Source organism: Streptomyces sp. x-19, assembly GCF_046549115.1.
In the GTDB taxonomy this organism is placed as follows: domain Bacteria; phylum Actinomycetota; class Actinomycetes; order Streptomycetales; family Streptomycetaceae; genus Streptomyces; species Streptomyces albulus_C.
Genome location: NZ_JAJPWK010000002.1, coordinates 521,176 through 538,365 on the forward strand (window position 1 = coordinate 521,176; position 17,190 = coordinate 538,365).

Consider the following 17,190-nt stretch of genomic DNA (forward strand, 5'->3'; position numbering starts at 1 on the left):
GCCCCGCCGGAGCGGGGCCCTTGGGGCGTCGCGAGGGGCGCGGGACGTCAGCGCGAGCGCTTGGCCAGCCGCTCGACGTCCAGCAGGATCACGGCGCGCGCCTCCAGGCGCAGCCAGCCGCGGCCGGCGAAGTCCGCGAGCGCCTTGTTGACCGTCTCCCGGGAGGCGCCGACCAGCTGGGCCAGCTCCTCCTGAGTGAGGTCGTGCACGACGTGGATGCCTTCCTCGGACTGCACGCCGAAGCGGCGCGACAGGTCCAGGAGGGCGCGTGCCACCCGGCCCGGGACGTCCGAGAAGACCAGGTCGGACATCTGGTCGTTGGTCTTGCGCAGGCGGCGGGCGACCGCGCGCAGCAGGGCGGTGGCCACCTCGGGGCGGGCGTTCAGCCAGGGCTGGAGGTCGCCGTGGCCCAGGCCGAGCAGCTTGACCTCGGTGAGCGCGGTGGCAGTGGCCGTGCGCGGTCCCGGGTCGAAGAGGGACAGTTCGCCGATGAGCTCGCCGGGGCCGAGGACGGCCAGCATGTTCTCGCGGCCGTCGGGTGAGGTGCGGTGCAGCTTCACCTTGCCCTCGGTGACCACGTACAGGCGGTCGCCCGGGTCCCCTTCGTGGAACAGGGCGTCGCCGCGGGCGAGCGTGACCTCTCCCATCGAGGCGCGAAGCTCGGCCGCCTGCTCGTCGTCGAGCGCCGCGAAGAGCGGGGCGCGCCGCAGAACGTCGTCCACGAGTTCTCTCCTTGTCGACATGCTCCGGAGGACTGTGGTCCCCATCATGCCGGAATGCAAAACAGTGCGATCAATCACAAGTTTGCCGGACCCGTGGCCCGAGCCCTACGGCAGGGGGCCGATTGGGGTCACGAATCCCGGTGATCGAGTCGGATGTCAGTGGGTGGCCTTAGTCTGGCCGAGTGTCCAATACGCCGGTGAGAGCAGAGGACTGGGGGCCGACAGAGTGAGCGCAGGGCGCGATTCCGCTGTGGGCGAACAGCTGCCCGCAGGCGCCTCGGAGTCCGACAAAAGTAACAAATCGTCCCCCAGGGTGACGGCCGGGCGGAAGCCGATGGCGCCCGCAACCGGCGCGTCGCGTCCCGGTGCGAAGGAGGCGGCGTGAACGAGACCCCCGCGAAGCCGGCTGCGAAGAAGACCACGACCAAGAAGACCGCGACGAAGACGGCCGCGCCGACGACGACCACCGCGGCGAAGAAGACCACCACCGCGAAGCGGGCACCGGCGGCCAAGAAGGCGGCCGCCACCAAGCGCACGGCGGCCACCAAGGCCGAGGCGCCCGCCCAGAAGGCGGCCCCGGCCCGCAAGCCCGAGTCCCGGGTCGCCATGGTGCGTCGGGCCCGCCGGATCAACCGCGAGCTGGCCGAGCTGTACCCGTACGCCCACCCGGAGCTGGACTTCACCAACCCCTTCGAGCTGCTGGTCGCCACGGTCCTCTCCGCGCAGACCACCGACCTGCGGGTCAACCAGACCACCCCCCGGCTCTTCGCGGCCTGCCCCACGCCCGAGGACATGGCCGCGATCCCGCCGGAGCAGCTGGAGGAGCTGATCCGCCCCACCGGTTTCTTCCGGGCCAAGGCGAAGTCCCTGATCGGCCTGTCCACCGCCCTGCGCGACCGCTTCGACGGCGAGGTGCCCGGCCGCCTGGAGGACCTCGTCACGCTCCCCGGCGTCGGCCGCAAGACGGCCAACGTCGTGCTCGGCAACGCCTTCGGCGTCCCCGGCATCACCGTGGACACCCACTTCGGCCGGCTGGCCCGACGCTTCGGCTGGACGACCGCGCAGGACGCCGAGAAGGTCGAGGCGGACGTCGCCGAGATCTTCCCCAAGAGCGACTGGACGATGCTCTCGCACCGGGTGGTCTTCCACGGCCGTCGGGTCTGCCACTCCCGCAAGCCCGCCTGCGGGGCCTGTCCCATCGCCCCGCTGTGCCCGGCGTACGGCGAGGGCGAGACCGACCCCGAGAAGGCGAAGAAGCTGCTCAAGTACGAGCTGGGCGGCCAGCCCGGGCAGCGGCTCAAGCCCCCGGCCGACTATCCGGGGCGGCCCGCGGCCCCGCTGGCGGCCTCGTAGGGCCGCACCGGCGGGCGCGATTCCACTGGGGGACCCGACCATCGACGTAAGCCTCAAGGGGGCGCGGATGACGAGTGCACGGGAGCAGTACGGCGAGACGGCCGAGGCCCGGCCGGCGACGGCCGGGCGGGAGGTCGAGGTGACGGCCGAGGGGCTGCCGGAGTGGTTGGTTCCGGTGGCCCGGGCGGCCGCCACGATCGAGCCGCGCCAGCTCAGCCGGTTCCTGCCGCCCGAGGACGGCGGCCGGCAGTCCGCCGTCCTGATCCTCTTCGGGCACGGTGCCCGAGGGCCCGAACTGCTCCTGATGGAGCGCGCCGGCACCCTGCGCTCGCACGCCGGACAGCCCTCCTTCCCCGGTGGCTCGCTCGATCCGCAGGACGGCGACCCGGACGGCCCGGGGCCGGTCCGCGCGGCGCTGCGGGAGGCCCAGGAGGAGACCGGGCTCGACCCCCGTGGGGTCCAGGTCTTCGGGGTGCTGCCGCGGCTCTACATCCCCGTCAGCGGCTTCGTCGTCACGCCCGTGCTGGGGTGGTGGCGGCAGCCGAGCCCGGTGGGCGCGGTGGACCAGGGCGAGACCGCCCGGGTGTTCACCGTTCCCGTGGCGGATCTCACGGACCCGGCACATCGGGTCACTACCCGTCACCCCAGTGGCCACGTCGGCCCCGCATTCCTCGTCGAGGACGCGCTGGTCTGGGGTTTCACCGCCGGGGTGATCGACCGGATCCTGCACTACGCGGGCTGGGAAGTCGCATGGGACCGCGACAAGCAGGTCCCGCTCGACTGGCGCTCGTGAGACGGTGTCCGGCGTGAACGTCCTGGACATCCTGCTGCTGATCGCGGCCGTGTGGTTCGCGATCGTCGGTTACCGGCAAGGCTTCCTCGTCGGCATCCTGTCCGTGATCGGCTTCCTCGGGGGAGGTCTGATCGCGGTCTACGTCCTGCCGGTGATCTGGAACGGAGTCACCGACGACGCCAAACCGGGCACCTTCGCGGTGATCGCGGCGGTCGCCATCGTGATCGTCTGCGCCTCGGTGGGGCAGGCGCTCACCACCCACCTCGGCAACAAGCTCCGCCGCCACATCACCTGGACACCGGCGCGGGCGCTCGACGCCACCGGCGGGGCGCTGGTCAACGTCCTGGCGATGCTGCTGGTCGCCTGGCTGATCGGCTCGGCGCTGGCCGGCACGTCGCTGCCGACGCTCAGCAAGGAGGTCCGCAACTCCAAGGTGCTGCTCGGGGTGTCCCAGGTGATGCCGCCGCAGGCCAACACCTGGTTCGCGGACTTCTCCTCGGCGCTGGCCCAGAACGGCTTCCCGCAGGTCTTCACGCCGTTCGCCAACGAGCCGATCCGGCCGGTGCGCCCGCCGGACCCGGCGCTGGCCAACGGTCCCGTGGCGGCCGACGCCCGGCGCAGCATCGTCAAGATCGTCGGACGGGCGCCCGGCTGCGGCAAGATCCTCGAAGGCACCGGCTTCGTCTTCGCCCCGCACCGGGTGATGACCAACGCGCACGTCGTCGGCGGCGTCAGCGACCCGACGGTCCAGGTGGGCGGCGAGGGGCTGCCGGTGAACGCCAAGGTCGTGCTCTACGACTGGGAGCGCGACATCGCCGTGCTGGACGTCCCGCAACTGCGCGCCCCGGAGCTGAAGTTCGCCAACAAGGACGCGAGCAGCGGCAAGAGCGCCATCGTCGCGGGCTTCCCGGAGAACGGCGGGTACGACGTCCGCCCGGCCCGGATCCGCGGCCGCATCCAGGCCGACGGCGCGGACATCTACCACCGCGGCACGGTCGGCCGCGACGTCTACTCGCTCTACGCCACGGTCCGGGAAGGCAACTCCGGCGGTCCGCTGCTCACGCCCCAGGGTGAGGTCTACGGCGTGGTCTTCGCCAAGTCGCGGGACGACGCCCACACCGGCTACGCGCTGACCGCCGACGAGGTCCGCCAGGACGCCGTCCGGGGGCGGAGCGCGACCCAGCAGGCCGACACCCAGGGGTGCGCGATCTGAGACCGGGCGCGGGGCCGCTGACCGTTCCGCTGCGGGACGGGACGCGGCCCGGCGCCCGCGGGGACGTCGCGCGGGATCAGCTGCGGGTATGGCGCAATCGTGCGCTCATCCAACGCGCTCTGCGGCGCAGGATGCGGGGGATGCCCATGGGGTGCGCGGGGTCGGGGGACCCGCCGGATCCGAGATCCGGAGTGCCCCTGTCCTGCGTGCCCACTGCAGCGGCACTGCTGCGGCGGTTGCGTGCCACGTCACGGTAGTCGTGCGTCCAGCCCATACCCTCGACTCTGCCCGTGGCCCGGGGTCCGTAACCGCCCCGGAGAGGGCCAATCGGCCTATGCGGGAGGCAATTGGCTGTTCGTCAGACGAACGTTCGTGTGACGGGCGGGGCAGGTCCGATGCCGTGCGGTGCCGGTGGGGGCGGGGTGCCGGGTGTGGGGCGTGGGCCCTCAGCGGTCCGGTTCCGGGTCCTTCAGCCAGTTGATCAGCTCGGTGGAGAAGGCCGTCGGGTCCTCCTCGTGCGGCCAGTGCCCCAGGCCGTCGAAGAGCCGCCAGCGGTAGGGGGCCTCCACGTACTCGCCGGAGCCGGCGGCGCTGCGGGTGCGCATCACCGGGTCCGCGGAGCCGTGCAGGTGCAGGGTGGGCACCCGGACGGGCAGCTTCATCCGGCGGTTGAACTGGAGGCCGTCGGGGCGGGCCATCGAGCGCACCATCCAGCGGTACGGCTCGATCGAGCAGTGGGCCGTCGAGGGGATGGCCATCGCCCGCTGGTAGACCTCGACGGTCTCGTCCGCGGGGAGCTGGGGACCGGACCAGTCGCGGATCATGCGGCCCACCAGGGCCCCGTCGTCCGCGGTCAGCGCGCGCTCGGGCAGCCAGGGTCGCTGGAAGCTCCAGATGTGCGAGCTGCGGCGGACGTCGGCGAGCATCGCGGCCCGCCAGCGCCGCGGGTGCGGCATCGAGGACACCGCGAGCCGGCGGACCAGCTTGGGGCGCATCACCGCGGCCGTCCAGGCGAGGTATCCGCCCAGGTCGTGGCCGACCAGCGCGGCGTCCGGCTCGCCCAGGGAGCGGATGACGCCGGTGATGTCCAGGGCGAGGTTCGCCGGGTCGTAGCCGCGCGGGGTGCGGTCGCTGCCGCCGACGCCCCGTAGGTCCATGGCGACCGCGCGGAAGCCCGCGTCGGCCAGTGCGGGCAGCTGGTGGCGCCAGGTCCACCAGAACTGCGGGAAGCCGTGCAACAGCAGCACGAGGGGCCCGTCGCCCACCTCGGCGATGTGGAAACGGGCGCCGTTGGCCGCGACGTCCCGGTGCGTCACCTCGGTGCCGTCCGGGAGACCGATCCGGACGACCGAGGCGGTGCTGTCAGGGGCTGTCATACCGACGAGCGTGTCACAGACTCCAGGACCGGGTGGTCCGAGTCCGCCGGACGCGGGTGCGGCCGGGCCTTCTGCAGCACGGCCGCGGTCTCCTTGGCGGAGGCGATCGACTTCTCCGGCTTCTTGATCTTCTTGATCTTGGCCAGCGCGATCAGGATCAGGAGCACGGCGATCACCAGGAAGGCGCCGCCCACGATCAGGAAGGACCAGGCGAGGCCGAGGCCGAGGTTGTGGATGCCGTAGGCCGCCGCGAAACTCAGCACGGGCAGCGCGAACAGCGCCAGCACGCCCGCCACGATGAACGCGGCACTGCCGATGCCGGCCCGCTTGGCGTCCTGCCGCAGTTCCGCCTTGGCCAGTGCGATCTCGTCGTGCACCAGCGCGGACATCTCCGCGGTCGCCGTGGCCACCAACTGCCCGAGGCTGCGGTCCGCACCGTCGTCGGCTGCGCTCATCGCCGTCTCCCTCTTCTCTTCGCCTGGATGCAAAGCCTCTCAGATCATGCCGGACCATCGTCGCCGGAGCCGGCGTCGGCAGCCATTTCGGCAAGGCGGCGGTGTTCCGCGGCCTTCGCGTCGTGGATCGCCGCCATCCGCAGGTGGTAGGCGGGCTGGTCCCGTTCGTAGATGTCGGGGATGCCGTCCTGGTCCTCGTCCCGCTCCTCCTCGTCGCACAGGTGCCGGTACTTGTTGTTGCGGATCTTGAGGAGGACGCCCGCGAAGACGGCCGCGAGCAGCGAGCCGATCAGCACCGACGCCTTGATCTCGTCGGTCAGTGTCGGGTCGCCGGCGAAGGCCAGTTCGCCGATGAGCAGCGAGACGGTGAAGCCGATGCCGGCCAGCGCGGCCACGCCGAAGACGTCCGGCCACTTCAGATCGGGGTTGAGTTCGGCCCGGGTGAAGCGGGCGGTGCACCAGGTGCCGCCGAATATCCCCACGGCCTTGCCCACTATCAGGCCGAGGACCACGCCCAGCGTCTCCGGCCGGGTGAAGACGTCGTGGACCGCGCCGCCGGAGATGGACACCCCCGCGGAGAAGAGCGCGAACAGCGGCACCGCCAGCCCCGCCGACAGCGGGCGGACCAGGTGCTCGATGTGCTCACCGGGGGACTGCCGCTCGCCGTCGCGGCGGTGGCAGCGCAGCATCAGGCCCATGGCGACGCCGGCGATGGTGGCGTGCACGCCGCTGTTCTCCATCAGGGCCCAGATCGCCAGGCCGAGGGGGACGTAGACGTACCAGCCGCGGACGCCCACGCGCAGCAGCACGTAGAAGAGCACCAGGCCGGCGACGGCCAGGCCGAGGGCGAGGAAGTTGAGCTTCGAGGTGAAGAAGATCGCGATGATCAGTATCGCGAAGAGGTCGTCGACGACGGCGAGGGTCAGCAGGAAGGCGCGCAGCGCGGACGGCAGGGAGGTGCCGATGACCGCGAGGACGGCGAGCGCGAAGGCGATGTCGGTGGCGGTGGGGACCGCCCAGCCCTGGAGCGAGCCGCCGCCGGTGGCGTTGACGGCGAAGTAGACCAGAGCGGGGGTGGCCATGCCGCAGATCGCGGCGATCACCGGGAGGGCGGCGGCCTTGGGGTCGCGGAGCTCGCCGGCGACCAGTTCGCGCTTGAGCTCGATGCCGGCGACGAAGAAGAAGACCGCGAGCAGGCCGTTGGCCGCCCAGTGCTGGAGGGAGAGGTCCAGGCCCAGCGAGGCCGGACCGAGGTGCAGGCCGCGGACCGCCTCGTAGCTGCCGCCGAGCGTGTTGGCCCAGATCAGGGCAGCGATGGCGGCGGCGAGGAGGAGAACTCCGCCGACGGTTTCGGTGCGCAACGCGTCGGCGATGAAGTTTCGCTCCGGCAACGGCATCCGGCCGAGGAATATGGAGCGGCGGTTGCTGGGCGCAGTCACGCGATGACCTCCGGCAGCTGAGAACGGCTGTAGCAGTTGCCGACCAGACTTCCCGGCGCACCCAGAGTTTCTTAGCGCCTCATTGACGCTGCCCTTAACTCTACCGGGTGGGTGCAAGGGGTTGATGCGTGGGCTTAACGTTACGGGCATTTCGGGCACTGGGCCGCCGGGGCGGCGCGGACCCGACCCGTGAACGCCGCAGGGGCACCGGACGCCATGGTCCGGTGCCCCTGGAGCGCGCAGGTCGGCGCGGTGCCGCCGCAGGTGCGGCGGCAGCGTCGTGTGGTGCGTCAGTCCTCGCTGGGCGCGCTCGGCAGCTTCGCCTGGATCAGGTCCATCACCGAGGAGTCGGTGAGGGTGGTGACGTCGCCCAGGGCGCGGTTCTCGGCGACGTCGCGCAGCAGACGCCGCATGATCTTGCCGGAGCGGGTCTTGGGCAGCTCCGCGACCGGCATGATCCGCTTGGGCTTGGCGATCGGACCGAGCTGCTGGCCGACGTGGGCGCGCAGCTCCTCGACGAGCCCCTCGTCCTCGGCCGCCCCGCCGCGCAGGATGACGAAGGCGCAGATGGCCTGGGTCGTCTGCGGGTCGGTGGCGCCGACCACCGCGGCCTCGGCCACCTTCGGGTGCGAGACCAGTGCCGACTCCACCTCGGTGGTGGAGATGTTGTGGCCGGACACCAGCATCACGTCGTCCACCCGGCCCAGCAGCCAGATGTCGCCGTCCTCGTCCTTCTTCGCGCCGTCGCCGGCGAAGTAGGTGCCCGCGAAGCGGGACCAGTAGGTGTCGAGGTAGCGCTGGTCGTCGCCCCAGATGGTGCGCAGCATCGACGGCCAGGGCTCGGTGATCACCAGGTAGCCGCCGGCGCCGTCGGGCACCTCGCGCGCGTCGTCGTCGACGACCGTGGCGGCGATGCCGGGCAGCGGCATCTGCGCCGAGCCGGGCTTGGTCTCCGTCACGCCCGGCAGCGGGCTGAGCATCATCGCGCCGGTCTCGGTCTGCCACCAGGTGTCGACGATCGGCGTGCGGTCCGCGCCGATGTGCTTGCGGTACCAGATCCACGCCTCGGGGTTGATCGGCTCGCCGACTGACCCGAGCAGGCGCAGCGACGACAGGTCGAACGTGGCCGGGATGTCGTCACCCCACTTCATGCAGGCGCGGATCGCGGTCGGGGCGGTGTAGAGGATCGTCACGCCGTACTTCTGGACGACCTCCCACCAGCGGCCCTGGTGCGGGGTGTCCGGGGTGCCCTCGTAGAGCACCTCGGTGGCGCCGTTGGAGAGCGGGCCGTAGGTGATGTACGAGTGGCCGGTCACCCAGCCGACGTCGGCGGTGCACCAGAAGACGTCGGTCTCCGGCTTCAGGTCGAAGACCGCGTGGTGGGTGTACGAGACCTGGGTGAGGTAGCCGCCGGTGGTGTGCAGGATGCCCTTGGGCTTCCCCGTCGTCCCGGAGGTGTAGAGGATGAACAGCGGGTGCTCGGCGTCGAACGCCTCGGGGGTGTGCTGCTCGCTCTGCCGCTCGACCAGGTCGTGCCACCACACGTCCCGGCCCTCGGTCCAGCCGACGTCCTGGCCGGTGCGACGGACGACCAGCACGCTGCGGACGTGCTCCGTGCCGGGCTTGGTCAGCGCCTCGTCCACCGCGGGCTTGAGCGCGGACGGCTTGCCGCGGCGGTAGCCGCCGTCGGAGGTGATCACCACGCGGGCGTCCGCGTCGTTGATCCGCGTCGCCAGTGCGTCCGCGGAGAAGCCGCCGAAGACCACCGAGTGCGGTGCGCCGAGCCGGGCGCAGGCCAGCATGGCGATCACCGCCTCCGGGATCATCGGCAGGTAGATGGCGACCCGGTCGCCGGTCCGGACACCCAGCTCGATCAGCGCGTTGGCGGCCTTGGAGACCTCGCGCTGGAGCTCGGCGTAGGTGATCGCCCGGCTGTCGCCCGGCTCGCCCTCGAAGTGGATCGCGACCCGGTCGCCGTGGCCGTTCTCCACGTGGCGGTCCACGCAGTTGTAGGCGACGTTGAGTTTGCCGTCGGCGAACCACTTCGCGAACGGCGGGTTGGACCAGTCGAGGGTCTCAGTGGGCTCGGTCTCCCAGGTCAGGCGTTTGGCCTGCTCGGCCCAGAAGCCCAGCCGGTCCGCCGCGGCCTCTTCGTACGCGGCGGCCGTGACGTTGGCGTTCGCGGCCAGCTCGGCGGGCGGTGCGAACCGCCGCTCCTCCTTCAAGAGGTTGGCCAGGCTCTCGTTGCTCACGACATCTCCCATTCCCAGGGCGTGCGATGTGTCCCGGGCCATAGCTCATCAGCCCGCGACCGACCCTGACAAGGGCTGTGGACAACTATTGGTGTAGACCTGTCCGAATATGGCTCCTGATAGGGCCAATCGGGTGTCCCCGCGCAGGTCACACCCCGATCGCCGGCACGTCGGCCCGCACCGTCCGGAACCGCCCGGTGGACTCGTCCAGCACGTATGCCTGGGCCTCGGCCACGTGGAAGTACATGCCGCGCAGGGCGAGGGTGCCCTCGGCCAAGCGCCGGGCGACGCACGGGTGTGCCCGCAGGTGGTCGAGCTGCTGACGGACGTTGACCAGCGCCAGCCGCTCCTGGTCGTCGGCCACCGGCCGCCCGGCGAGGGCGACTTCACCCCTGCCCAGCCGCCCGATCCGCGCCATCCGGGCCAGGCTCGGCCGGCCGTGCCGCAGCCAACGGGTGAGTGGGGTGGCCCCGTCGGTCGGGGGCGGAGAACCAGCCGAGTCGAGCAGCGCCGCCATGGCGCCGCAGCCCGAATGCCCGCAGACCGTGATCGACGCGACCCGCAGCACCTCCACGGCGTACTCGACCGCGGCCCCCACGGAGTCGCAGGAGGCGTCCGAGCCGGGCGGCGGCATCAGATTGCCGACGTTGCGCACGGTGAACAGGTCGCCCGGCCCACTGGACGTGATCATGCTCGTCACCAGCCGGGAATCGGCGCAGGTCAGGAAGAGCTGGGTGGGGCGCTGCCCCTCCCGCGCCAGCCGGGCCAGCTCCTCGCGCACCAGGGGAGCGGTGTGCCGCTGGAACGCGCTGACCCCGCCCAGGAGTTGGTCGCCGCCCGGCAGCTCCGCGGTGCGGGCCGGTGCGGGGCGGGTGCAGTGGTGGTTGCGCCAGGGCGTCCACGGTCGGCAGGCGTGCGCCCGGTCGGGCTCGACGGTCGGGCGGGCGGAGCGGCCCGAGCGACCGCCGAGCGTCACCGACCCCTTGGTCGCCCGATGGGCGGTCGCCCAGGACTGCAGGGCTTCGTAGGCCGCGTGGTCCATGAACGACCCGTGGAACTCGACGACGGCGTCGGCACCCGGGGGGACGTGCGCCAGCGCCCGGGTCATCCGGGGCACCGCCAAGAACGTCAACTGGCCGCTGACGCGCACCCGATGGCGGCCGGACTCCTCGGTCACCGCGACCCGGGTGTGGGTCAGTCGGCGCAGCGCCAGGAAGATCCCGACCGTGATGCCGGTCAGGACGCCCAGCAGCACGCCGAAGAGCACCACCGCGCTCAACGTCGCCGCGTACACCGGGAATTCGCGGTGCCGCTGCACGTGCTTGAGGTGCGCGAAGCTGACCATCCGCACGCCGACGACCATCACCAGGGCGGCCAGCGCGGCCAACGGGATCAGCTCCAGCGCCCCGGCCAGCAGGCCCGCGCACAGCAGCACCCAGACGCCGTGCAGCACGGTCGCCCGGCGGGTGGTCGCACCGGCCCGCACGTTGGCCGAGCCGCGGATCGCGCCGCCGGACACCGGCAGGCCGCCGAGCAGGCCGGACATGACGTTGGCGAGGCCCTGACCGGCCAGTTCGCGGTTGAGCTGCGGACGCCCCGGGGGAGTCCCCGGCCGCTCGGCGGCCAGCCGGTCCACGGCCACCGCGGACAGCAGCGACTCCATACTGGCGACGAGGGTGACCGTGAGCACCGTGGTGAGCAGCGCGGCGAGGGAGGCGTGGGGGAGCAGCGGTGCTTGCGGCAGCTGCCAGGACGGCAGCGCGACGCGCGGCACCGACGTCCCCGCGCTGACCGCCGTCGCGGCGAGCACCGCGGCCAGCGGTGCCGGCAGCAGGCGGGCCCAGCGCCCGGCGCGGCCCGGCAGCCGTGCCCAGCCGGCCAGGACGACGACCGTGACGGCGCCGATCAGCAGCGCCGTGACGTGCGGATGGGCGAGCTGGCCGGGCAGCGCGACGGCGTTGTCGACGGCCGAGCCGTCGGGGCTGCCGCCGAGCACCACGTGGAGCTGGCCCAGGGCGATGGTGACGCCGATGCCGGCGAGCATGCCGTGCACGATCGCCGGGCTGACGGCGAGCGCCGCCCGGGCCACCCGCAGTGCCCCGAGGGCGAGTTGGGTCAGCCCCGCCAGGACCGTGATCGCACAGGTGGCGCGCCAGCCGTACCGCTGGACGAGATCCGCGGTGATCACCAGGAGGCCGGTGGCGGCGCCCGTCACCTGGAGCGGGGCGCCGCCCAGGAGGCCGGCGACGATCGCGCCGACCACCGCGGCCACCAGACCGGCCTGGAGCGGGGCGCCGGTGGCCAGGGCGATGCCCAGTGACAGTGGGACGGCCAGCAGGAAGACCACGACCGAGGCGGAGAGGTCCCCGCGCCAGGCCGCGCCCTTCCCCTTGGCGTGGGGCGCTTCGTCGTCGGGCGTCGCCCCGGGGAGCGTCGGGGGCTCGGGCGCGAGGGCGGCCGGTGGCGGCTGCGGCGGCTTCTGGATCTGCGTCATTCCCGTCTCCTCCGGGGCGGCGCGGTCGGCCTCGGGCGCGACCGCGGGGCGGCGGTGTGCTGCGGCGGGAGCGAGCCGGCCGGCGGGCGTCGCGGTGGGCGACGGGCCGGTGACTCTCAAGCATCGGTAAACGAATCGTAATGACGCGTAAAGACCCTGAGAAGGGTTTTCGGGCATATGGCGCAGTCATTCCAACTATCGAGTGAATAAAACGACTTTTGCCACGGTCTTTCTGTCACCCGTCAATGGATATAGGCGAATCGACAGGTTCGTCCTGATTAAACCCATGGTGCCCTGTGTGCCGGGAATGAGGTGGCTGATGGCGGTCATATCGAAGACGACGGTGCGCATCGCGGCTGCGGTGGCGCTGGCGGCGATAGCCGGCTGCGCCGCGGCGACCCAGGACGGGCCCCCGAAGAGCACGACCGAAGGGCGCGCGGCGCCCGGCAAGGCCCCGGCCGCCCGCCCGCTCCGCCTGATAGGCGACGGCTCCACCGCGTACACCGGGGCACAGCCCCACCAACCACGGCCGGCCCGCCTCAAGCCGGGCATGAGACCACCACAGTTCGTGGTCTTCTCCTGGGACGGCGCCGGTGAGGACGGCCAGAAGCTGTTCTCCCACTTCCGTGCCGTCGGCAAGAAGTACCGCGCGACGATGACGTACTTCCTCAGCGGCGTCTACTTGCTCCCCAGCGACAAGGCGGAGCTCTATGAACCGCCTGGCCACACGACCGGCGCCTCGGCGATCGGCTTCAACGACGTCCAGGGGATCAAGGACACCGTGGCCCAGATGCGCGGCGCCTGGGAGGACGGCAACGAGATAGGCACCCACTTCAACGGCCACTTCTGCGGCCGCAACGGGGTCGGCAGGTGGACGCCCGAGCAGTGGCGCAGCGAGATCGAGCAGGCCGTGTGGTTCGTCCGGAACTGGAAGAGCAACTCCGGCCTCAGGAACGAACCGCCGCTCCCCTTCGACTACGCCAAGGAACTCGTCGGTGGCCGCGCACCCTGTCTGGAGGGGCAGCGCAACCTGATACCCGCGGCCAAGGAGATGGGGTTCCGCTACGACGCCAGCTCGGCGGGCGGACTGCAGACCTGGCCGCACAAGATCGACGGGATCTGGAACTTCCCGCTCCAGCAGATACCGTTCCCCGGCCGGAACTTCGAGGCGCTCTCGATGGACTACAACTTCCTGGCCAACCAGTCCGGCTCCACCCACGGCGACCGTGCGATGCACGCCGCCTGGGGCCAGCAGATGCGCGACGGGATCCTGGACGCCTTCGAGCGTGCCCACCGCGGCAACCGCGCGCCGCTCTTCGTAGGCGACCACTTCGAGTCCTGGAACGGCGGCACGTACATGAAGGCCGTCGAGGAGGCGATCAAGGAGATCTGCCCCCGCAAGGGCGTGCGCTGCGTCAGCTTCAAGCAGTTGAGCGACTGGCTGGACGCCCAGGACCCGCAGGTGCTGGCCAAGCTCCAGGACCTGCCGGTGGGCCGGGCGCCGGAGGACGGCTGGGGGGCGTACCTCTCGGGTACTCCGGAAGCGTCCGCTTCGGCGCCGGCGGCCCGGATCACGCCGGTTGCGGAGTAGCCGCCGCTCCCTCGAAGAGCACGAAGGCGGGGTCGACCTGGGCCGCCAGGTCGGCCCCCGTCTTGGCGTTGCCCCAGCTCTCGGCGTTCTTCAGGTGGAAGTGCACCATCTGGCGCGTGTAGCGCTCCCAGTCGCGGTGCCCGTAGGCCGCGTCGGCGGTGTCGTGCAGCGTCTCCAGGGCGCGGCGGTTGGCCTCCTCCAGGAGGGCGAAGGGGGTGGGGCGGCCCTTCTCCACGGCCCGCACCCAATCGGAGTGGCCGACACAGACCAGCAGGTCCTCTCCCACCTCGGCGCGCAGGTACGCCAGGTCGTCCGGGCCCTGGACCTTGTTGCCGATGACCTTCAACGGGACGCCGAAGTCCTGGGCGTACTCCTTGTACTGGCGGTAGACCGCGACGCCCTTGCGGGTCGGCTCGGCGACCAGGAAGGTCATGTCGAAGCGGGTGAACATGCCGGAGGCGAAGGAGTCGGACCCGGCGGTCATGTCGACGACGACGTACTCCCCGCGGCCGTCGACGAGGTGGTTCAGGCACAGCTCGACCGCGCCGACCTTGGAGTGGTAGCAGGCCACGCCCAGATCGGACTCCGTGAACGGCCCGGTGGCCAGCAGACGCACCGCCCCGTCGTCGAGGGCCACGGCCCGGGCGCAGGCGTCGTAGACCGGGTTGTCCTCGCAGATCCGCAGCAGTCGCGAGCCCTCGCCGGGCGGCGTCGTCTTGATCATCGTTTCGGTGGACGGGATGCGGGCGTTGCTGCCGCGCAAGTAGTCCTTGATCAAGGGGAGGTGGGCCCCCATCGCGGGCAGTGCGGCGGCCTCCGCCTCGTCCATGCCGAGCGCGACGCCCAGGTGCTGATTGATGTCGGCGTCCACCGCGACGACGGGAACCCGGGCCGCGGCGAGGTGCCGGATGAACAGGGAGGACAGGGTGGTCTTGCCGCTGCCGCCCTTGCCTACGAAAGCGATCTTCATGTTCAGCAGGCTAGGTGTGGCCAACCTCTCGGAGGGTGGTTTACGTGAAGAAGACCACTCCTTCGAGGGGTCCGGCCTGGTGGTGCGTAGGGTCGACTCATGGCTGGAATCTCCCGGGGGACGCCCCCCGAACCTCCCCAGGCGAGCACCGACCCGCTCGCGGCGCTGGCGTCGCTCCCGGGGGTCGCGGACTCCGTCGACTCCGTCCGCAAGGCCGTCGACCGGGTCTACGGGCACCGGATCATGCGGCGCCGCAGCACCGAGATCACGGCCGAGGCAGCCCTGCGCGCGGCGCGCGGGTCCGCCGCGCTGTCCGGGGCCGACTGGGCGCTCGAAGAGGTCCGGCGGCGCACCGACTTCGGTGACGGCAGCGAGCCGCGCACGGTCGGCGCGGCGCTTCGGTTGACCGCCGAGGCGGGCCAACTGCTGAGCGTCTGGCGGCAGTCGCCGCTGCGGGTGCTGGCCCGACTCCACCTGGTGGCGGCCGGCGGCGGCGTGGCCGACGACGCCGTGGGCCGGCCGCGGCTCGGCGCCGAGCCGGTGGACGAGCCGCTGGTCGAGCTGCCGTTGCCGGACGCCGACGAGGTGGCCGGCCGGCTGGACGGGCTGTCGCGGCTGCTACTGGCGGGCACCGGGGCGCCGGCCCTGGTGGTGGCCGCCGTGGTGCACGGCGAACTACTGGCGCTGCGGCCCTTCGGCTCGTACAACGGGCTGGTGGCGCGGGCCGCGGAGCGGATCGTGCTGATCGACAGCGGGCTGGACCCGAAGTCGATCTGCCCTGCCGAGGTCGGGCACGCGGAACAAGGCGGCGCGGCCTACGTGGCCGCCCTCCAGGGCTACGTCTCGGGCACCCCGGAGGGCGTGGGGGAGTGGATCGCCCATTGTGGGCGCGCGGTCGAACTAGGCGTGCGGGAAAGCACGGCGGTCTGCGAGGCGCTGCAGCGCGGCGCGGCCTGACGGCGCGGTGCCCGGTCCCTGACACGGGTTGCGGCGGTACCAACCCTTCGGTACCGCCGCTGGCACGTCCACCGAGTTACCAGGCGTGCTCGAAATTTGCCCATCAGGTCGGATTCGTTGTCCGCTTACCTGGTGCGGCTGGCCCGTAATCGACGGGTCGGCGTCGCGTGGGTGCTCGGCATTCATGCGTCGGTCCGTGGGCCTGATGCGTTAAAGGCGTTCCTCTCGGATGTCCTTGGTCTCGCGGGCCGTTAAGTCCTTTGTACTACTCGTGGCGGGTGAGCGGAAGCCCAGCTTCCAGATCTTTACGTTTAGCCGCAAATGCGGGCAATACGGCGAGTCGATTCTTTCCGGTATTGCGGCGGCTGCTGGCGTACCAGACCAGGGTCGCGGTGGCGGCGGCCGCACCGATCGCGGCGACGGCGGTGATCACCGGACGGGACGGCATCGACAGCGTGGGCAGCCGCTTCTTGAGGGGGACCGGCCGGTTGAAGGTGACCACCGGCCAGCCGCGGGCGGTCGCCTCGCGGCGCAGCGCCCGGTCCGGATTGACTGCGCAGGGGTTGCCGACGGTCTCCAGCATCGGCACGTCGGTGATCGAGTCGCTGTAGGCGTAGCAGCGCTGGAGGTCGTACCCCTCGGACGCGGCGAGTTCCCGGACGGCCTCCGCTTTGGTCGGCCCGTAGGCGTAATACTCCACCTCTCCGGTGAAGCGGCCGTCGTCCCCGACCACCATTCTGGTGGCCACCACCCGGTCCGCGCCCAGGAGTTCGCCGATCGGCTCGACGACTTCGGCGCCGGAGGTGGAGACGATGACGACATCCCGCCCGGCCGCGTGGTGTTCCTCGATGAGCGAGGCCGCTTCGTCATAAATGATCGGGTCGATGAGATCGTGCAGCGTTTCGGCGACGATCTCGCGGACCTGGGCCACATCCCAGCCGCGGCACAGCGACGAGAGATATTCGCGCATCCGCTCCATCTGGTCGTGATCGGCGCCGCCCGCGAGGAACACGAACTGGGCGTACGCGGTGCGCAGTACGGCCCGCCGATTGATCAGGCCGCCTTGGTAGAAGGACTTGCTGAAGGTCAGCGTGCTCGACTTTGCAATCACGGTCTTGTCCAAGTCGAAGAACGCGGCAGTACGGGGAGTCGAGTGAGGCACGGAGTGGTTTTCCACGGGGCGAGCATAGGCGCCCACCATTCGGCGTAAGGTGTGGCGCGTGGGTTTGCCTGAGAAGGCTCTCGGGTACACCATGGAAGTCACGGATCGTTCGCGACCGTGCTAACCCGGTCCGGCTCCTCCCCCCCCGAGTCGGCCGTGGGGACGACCCCCGCTCTCCCCCCCGGCGGGGGTCGTCGCATGTCCGGATGCCTTTTCTGGCGTGAATCCTTGATCCAGTGCGGTTCCGCGCATCGCTGGCGTCCGATTCTGACATGCATATGCCACTACTCAGTGTAGTCGCCGGACTGCTCTGCGGAGGCTTCTCGTGCGCCCCAGAAGTAGCCGTTCGTCGCTGGAATAGGTGACGGGGATATTCACAACCGCGGAGTTGTCCACAGTTTTGGGTCAAGATC

At 71.3% G+C, this 17,190-nt stretch carries 14 protein-coding genes; 5 read left to right on the forward strand and 9 right to left on the reverse strand.

Translation table 11 applies throughout. The annotated features are described in order from the left end of the window. Nucleotides 1-47: 47 nt before the first annotated feature. Complete coding sequence (locus ACLJT4_RS06845) at nt 48-722, reverse strand: Crp/Fnr family transcriptional regulator (protein ID WP_003981529.1); 675 nt, start codon at nt 720-722, stop codon at nt 48-50. A gap of 381 nt (nt 723-1,103) precedes the next feature. On the opposite strand from ACLJT4_RS06845, the gene nth reads away from it, so the two are divergent. From nth to ACLJT4_RS06860, 3 genes are all read left to right on the forward strand, one after another. Next, nucleotides 1,104-2,075 carry an endonuclease III gene (gene nth, locus ACLJT4_RS06850; RefSeq protein ID WP_411121449.1) on the forward strand — a complete coding sequence of 324 codons (972 nt, stop codon included), beginning with the start codon at nt 1,104-1,106 and terminating at the stop codon, nt 2,073-2,075. Between the two features lie 67 nt (nt 2,076-2,142). Further along, nucleotides 2,143-2,868, forward strand: coding sequence for an NUDIX hydrolase (locus ACLJT4_RS06855; RefSeq protein WP_411121450.1), 726 nt, complete (start codon nt 2,143-2,145; stop codon nt 2,866-2,868). A 13-nt stretch (nt 2,869-2,881) separates the two neighbouring features. Beyond that, the gene (locus ACLJT4_RS06860; protein WP_411121451.1) at nt 2,882-4,081 is read left to right on the forward strand and encodes a MarP family serine protease; all 1,200 of its coding nucleotides are present in this window, start codon (nt 2,882-2,884) and stop codon (nt 4,079-4,081) included. A gap of 76 nt (nt 4,082-4,157) precedes the next feature. Here ACLJT4_RS06860 and ACLJT4_RS06865 read toward each other — a convergent pair whose 3' ends face one another. The 6 genes from ACLJT4_RS06865 to ACLJT4_RS06890 all read right to left on the reverse strand — a co-directional run bounded on the left by ACLJT4_RS06865 (nt 4,158) and on the right by ACLJT4_RS06890 (nt 12,097). Next, complete coding sequence (locus ACLJT4_RS06865) at nt 4,158-4,355, reverse strand: hypothetical protein (RefSeq protein WP_078487036.1); 198 nt, start codon at nt 4,353-4,355, stop codon at nt 4,158-4,160. A gap of 172 nt (nt 4,356-4,527) precedes the next feature. Then, on the reverse strand, nt 4,528-5,457 hold the full coding sequence (locus ACLJT4_RS06870) for an alpha/beta fold hydrolase (RefSeq protein WP_016573475.1): 930 nt from the start codon (nt 5,455-5,457) through the stop codon (nt 4,528-4,530). Further along, the gene (locus tag ACLJT4_RS06875) at nt 5,454-5,912 is read right to left on the reverse strand and encodes a phage holin family protein (protein ID WP_233660574.1); all 459 of its coding nucleotides are present in this window, start codon (nt 5,910-5,912) and stop codon (nt 5,454-5,456) included. The genes ACLJT4_RS06870 and ACLJT4_RS06875 overlap by 4 nt, the downstream gene beginning before the upstream one ends. Before the next feature lie 44 nt (nt 5,913-5,956). Then, entirely contained in the window at nt 5,957-7,309 is a 1,353-nt protein-coding gene (nhaA, locus tag ACLJT4_RS06880) for a Na+/H+ antiporter NhaA (protein ID WP_411121694.1), read from the reverse strand. 332 nt (nt 7,310-7,641) lie between these two features. Next, nucleotides 7,642-9,603 (reverse strand): acetate--CoA ligase, encoded by a 1,962-nt coding sequence (acs, locus tag ACLJT4_RS06885; RefSeq protein WP_411121452.1) that lies wholly within the window; start codon nt 9,601-9,603, stop codon nt 7,642-7,644. A 148-nt stretch (nt 9,604-9,751) separates the two neighbouring features. Then, entirely contained in the window at nt 9,752-12,097 is a 2,346-nt protein-coding gene (locus tag ACLJT4_RS06890; protein ID WP_411121453.1) for a SulP family inorganic anion transporter, read from the reverse strand. Between the two features lie 319 nt (nt 12,098-12,416). Between ACLJT4_RS06890 and ACLJT4_RS06895 the strand changes: the two genes are divergently transcribed. Beyond that, complete coding sequence (locus ACLJT4_RS06895; protein WP_411121454.1) at nt 12,417-13,688, forward strand: hypothetical protein; 1,272 nt, start codon at nt 12,417-12,419, stop codon at nt 13,686-13,688. Here the strand turns inward: ACLJT4_RS06895 and ACLJT4_RS06900 are convergent. After that, nucleotides 13,669-14,658, reverse strand: a complete 990-nt coding sequence (locus ACLJT4_RS06900; RefSeq protein ID WP_411121455.1) for an ATP-binding protein — start codon at nt 14,656-14,658, stop codon at nt 13,669-13,671. The two genes, ACLJT4_RS06895 and ACLJT4_RS06900, sit on opposite strands and share 20 nt — an antisense overlap. 99 nt (nt 14,659-14,757) lie before the next feature. Between ACLJT4_RS06900 and ACLJT4_RS06905 the strand changes: the two genes are divergently transcribed. Next, nucleotides 14,758-15,615, forward strand: a complete 858-nt coding sequence (locus ACLJT4_RS06905; protein ID WP_411121456.1) for an oxidoreductase — start codon at nt 14,758-14,760, stop codon at nt 15,613-15,615. Nucleotides 15,616-15,880: 265 nt separating this feature from the next. Here ACLJT4_RS06905 and ACLJT4_RS06910 read toward each other — a convergent pair whose 3' ends face one another. After that, on the reverse strand, nt 15,881-16,816 hold the full coding sequence (locus ACLJT4_RS06910) for an HAD family hydrolase (protein WP_037636047.1): 936 nt from the start codon (nt 16,814-16,816) through the stop codon (nt 15,881-15,883). Nucleotides 16,817-17,190: the final 374 nt, after the last annotated feature.

Excerpts from the sequence above, each read along its gene's own strand:
- ACLJT4_RS06855 (WP_411121450.1), top strand. The coding sequence starts at position 2,143 with ATGACGAGTGCACGGGAGCAGTACGGCGAGACGGCCGAGGCCCGGCCG.
- ACLJT4_RS06865 (WP_078487036.1), bottom strand. The coding sequence starts at position 4,355 with ATGGGCTGGACGCACGACTACCGTGACGTGGCACGCAACCGCCGCAGC.
- ACLJT4_RS06870 (WP_016573475.1), bottom strand. The coding sequence starts at position 5,457 with ATGACAGCCCCTGACAGCACCGCCTCGGTCGTCCGGATCGGTCTCCCG.
- ACLJT4_RS06875 (WP_233660574.1), bottom strand. The coding sequence starts at position 5,912 with ATGAGCGCAGCCGACGACGGTGCGGACCGCAGCCTCGGGCAGTTGGTG.
- nhaA (WP_411121694.1), bottom strand. The coding sequence starts at position 7,309 with ATGCCGTTGCCGGAGCGAAACTTCATCGCCGACGCGTTGCGCACCGAA.
- ACLJT4_RS06890 (WP_411121453.1), bottom strand. The coding sequence starts at position 12,097 with ATGACGCAGATCCAGAAGCCGCCGCAGCCGCCACCGGCCGCCCTCGCG.
- ACLJT4_RS06895 (WP_411121454.1), top strand. The coding sequence starts at position 12,417 with ATGGCGGTCATATCGAAGACGACGGTGCGCATCGCGGCTGCGGTGGCG.
- ACLJT4_RS06900 (WP_411121455.1), bottom strand. The coding sequence starts at position 14,658 with ATGAAGATCGCTTTCGTAGGCAAGGGCGGCAGCGGCAAGACCACCCTG.
- ACLJT4_RS06905 (WP_411121456.1), top strand. The coding sequence starts at position 14,758 with ATGGCTGGAATCTCCCGGGGGACGCCCCCCGAACCTCCCCAGGCGAGC.
- ACLJT4_RS06910 (WP_037636047.1), bottom strand. The coding sequence starts at position 16,816 with ATGGTGGGCGCCTATGCTCGCCCCGTGGAAAACCACTCCGTGCCTCAC.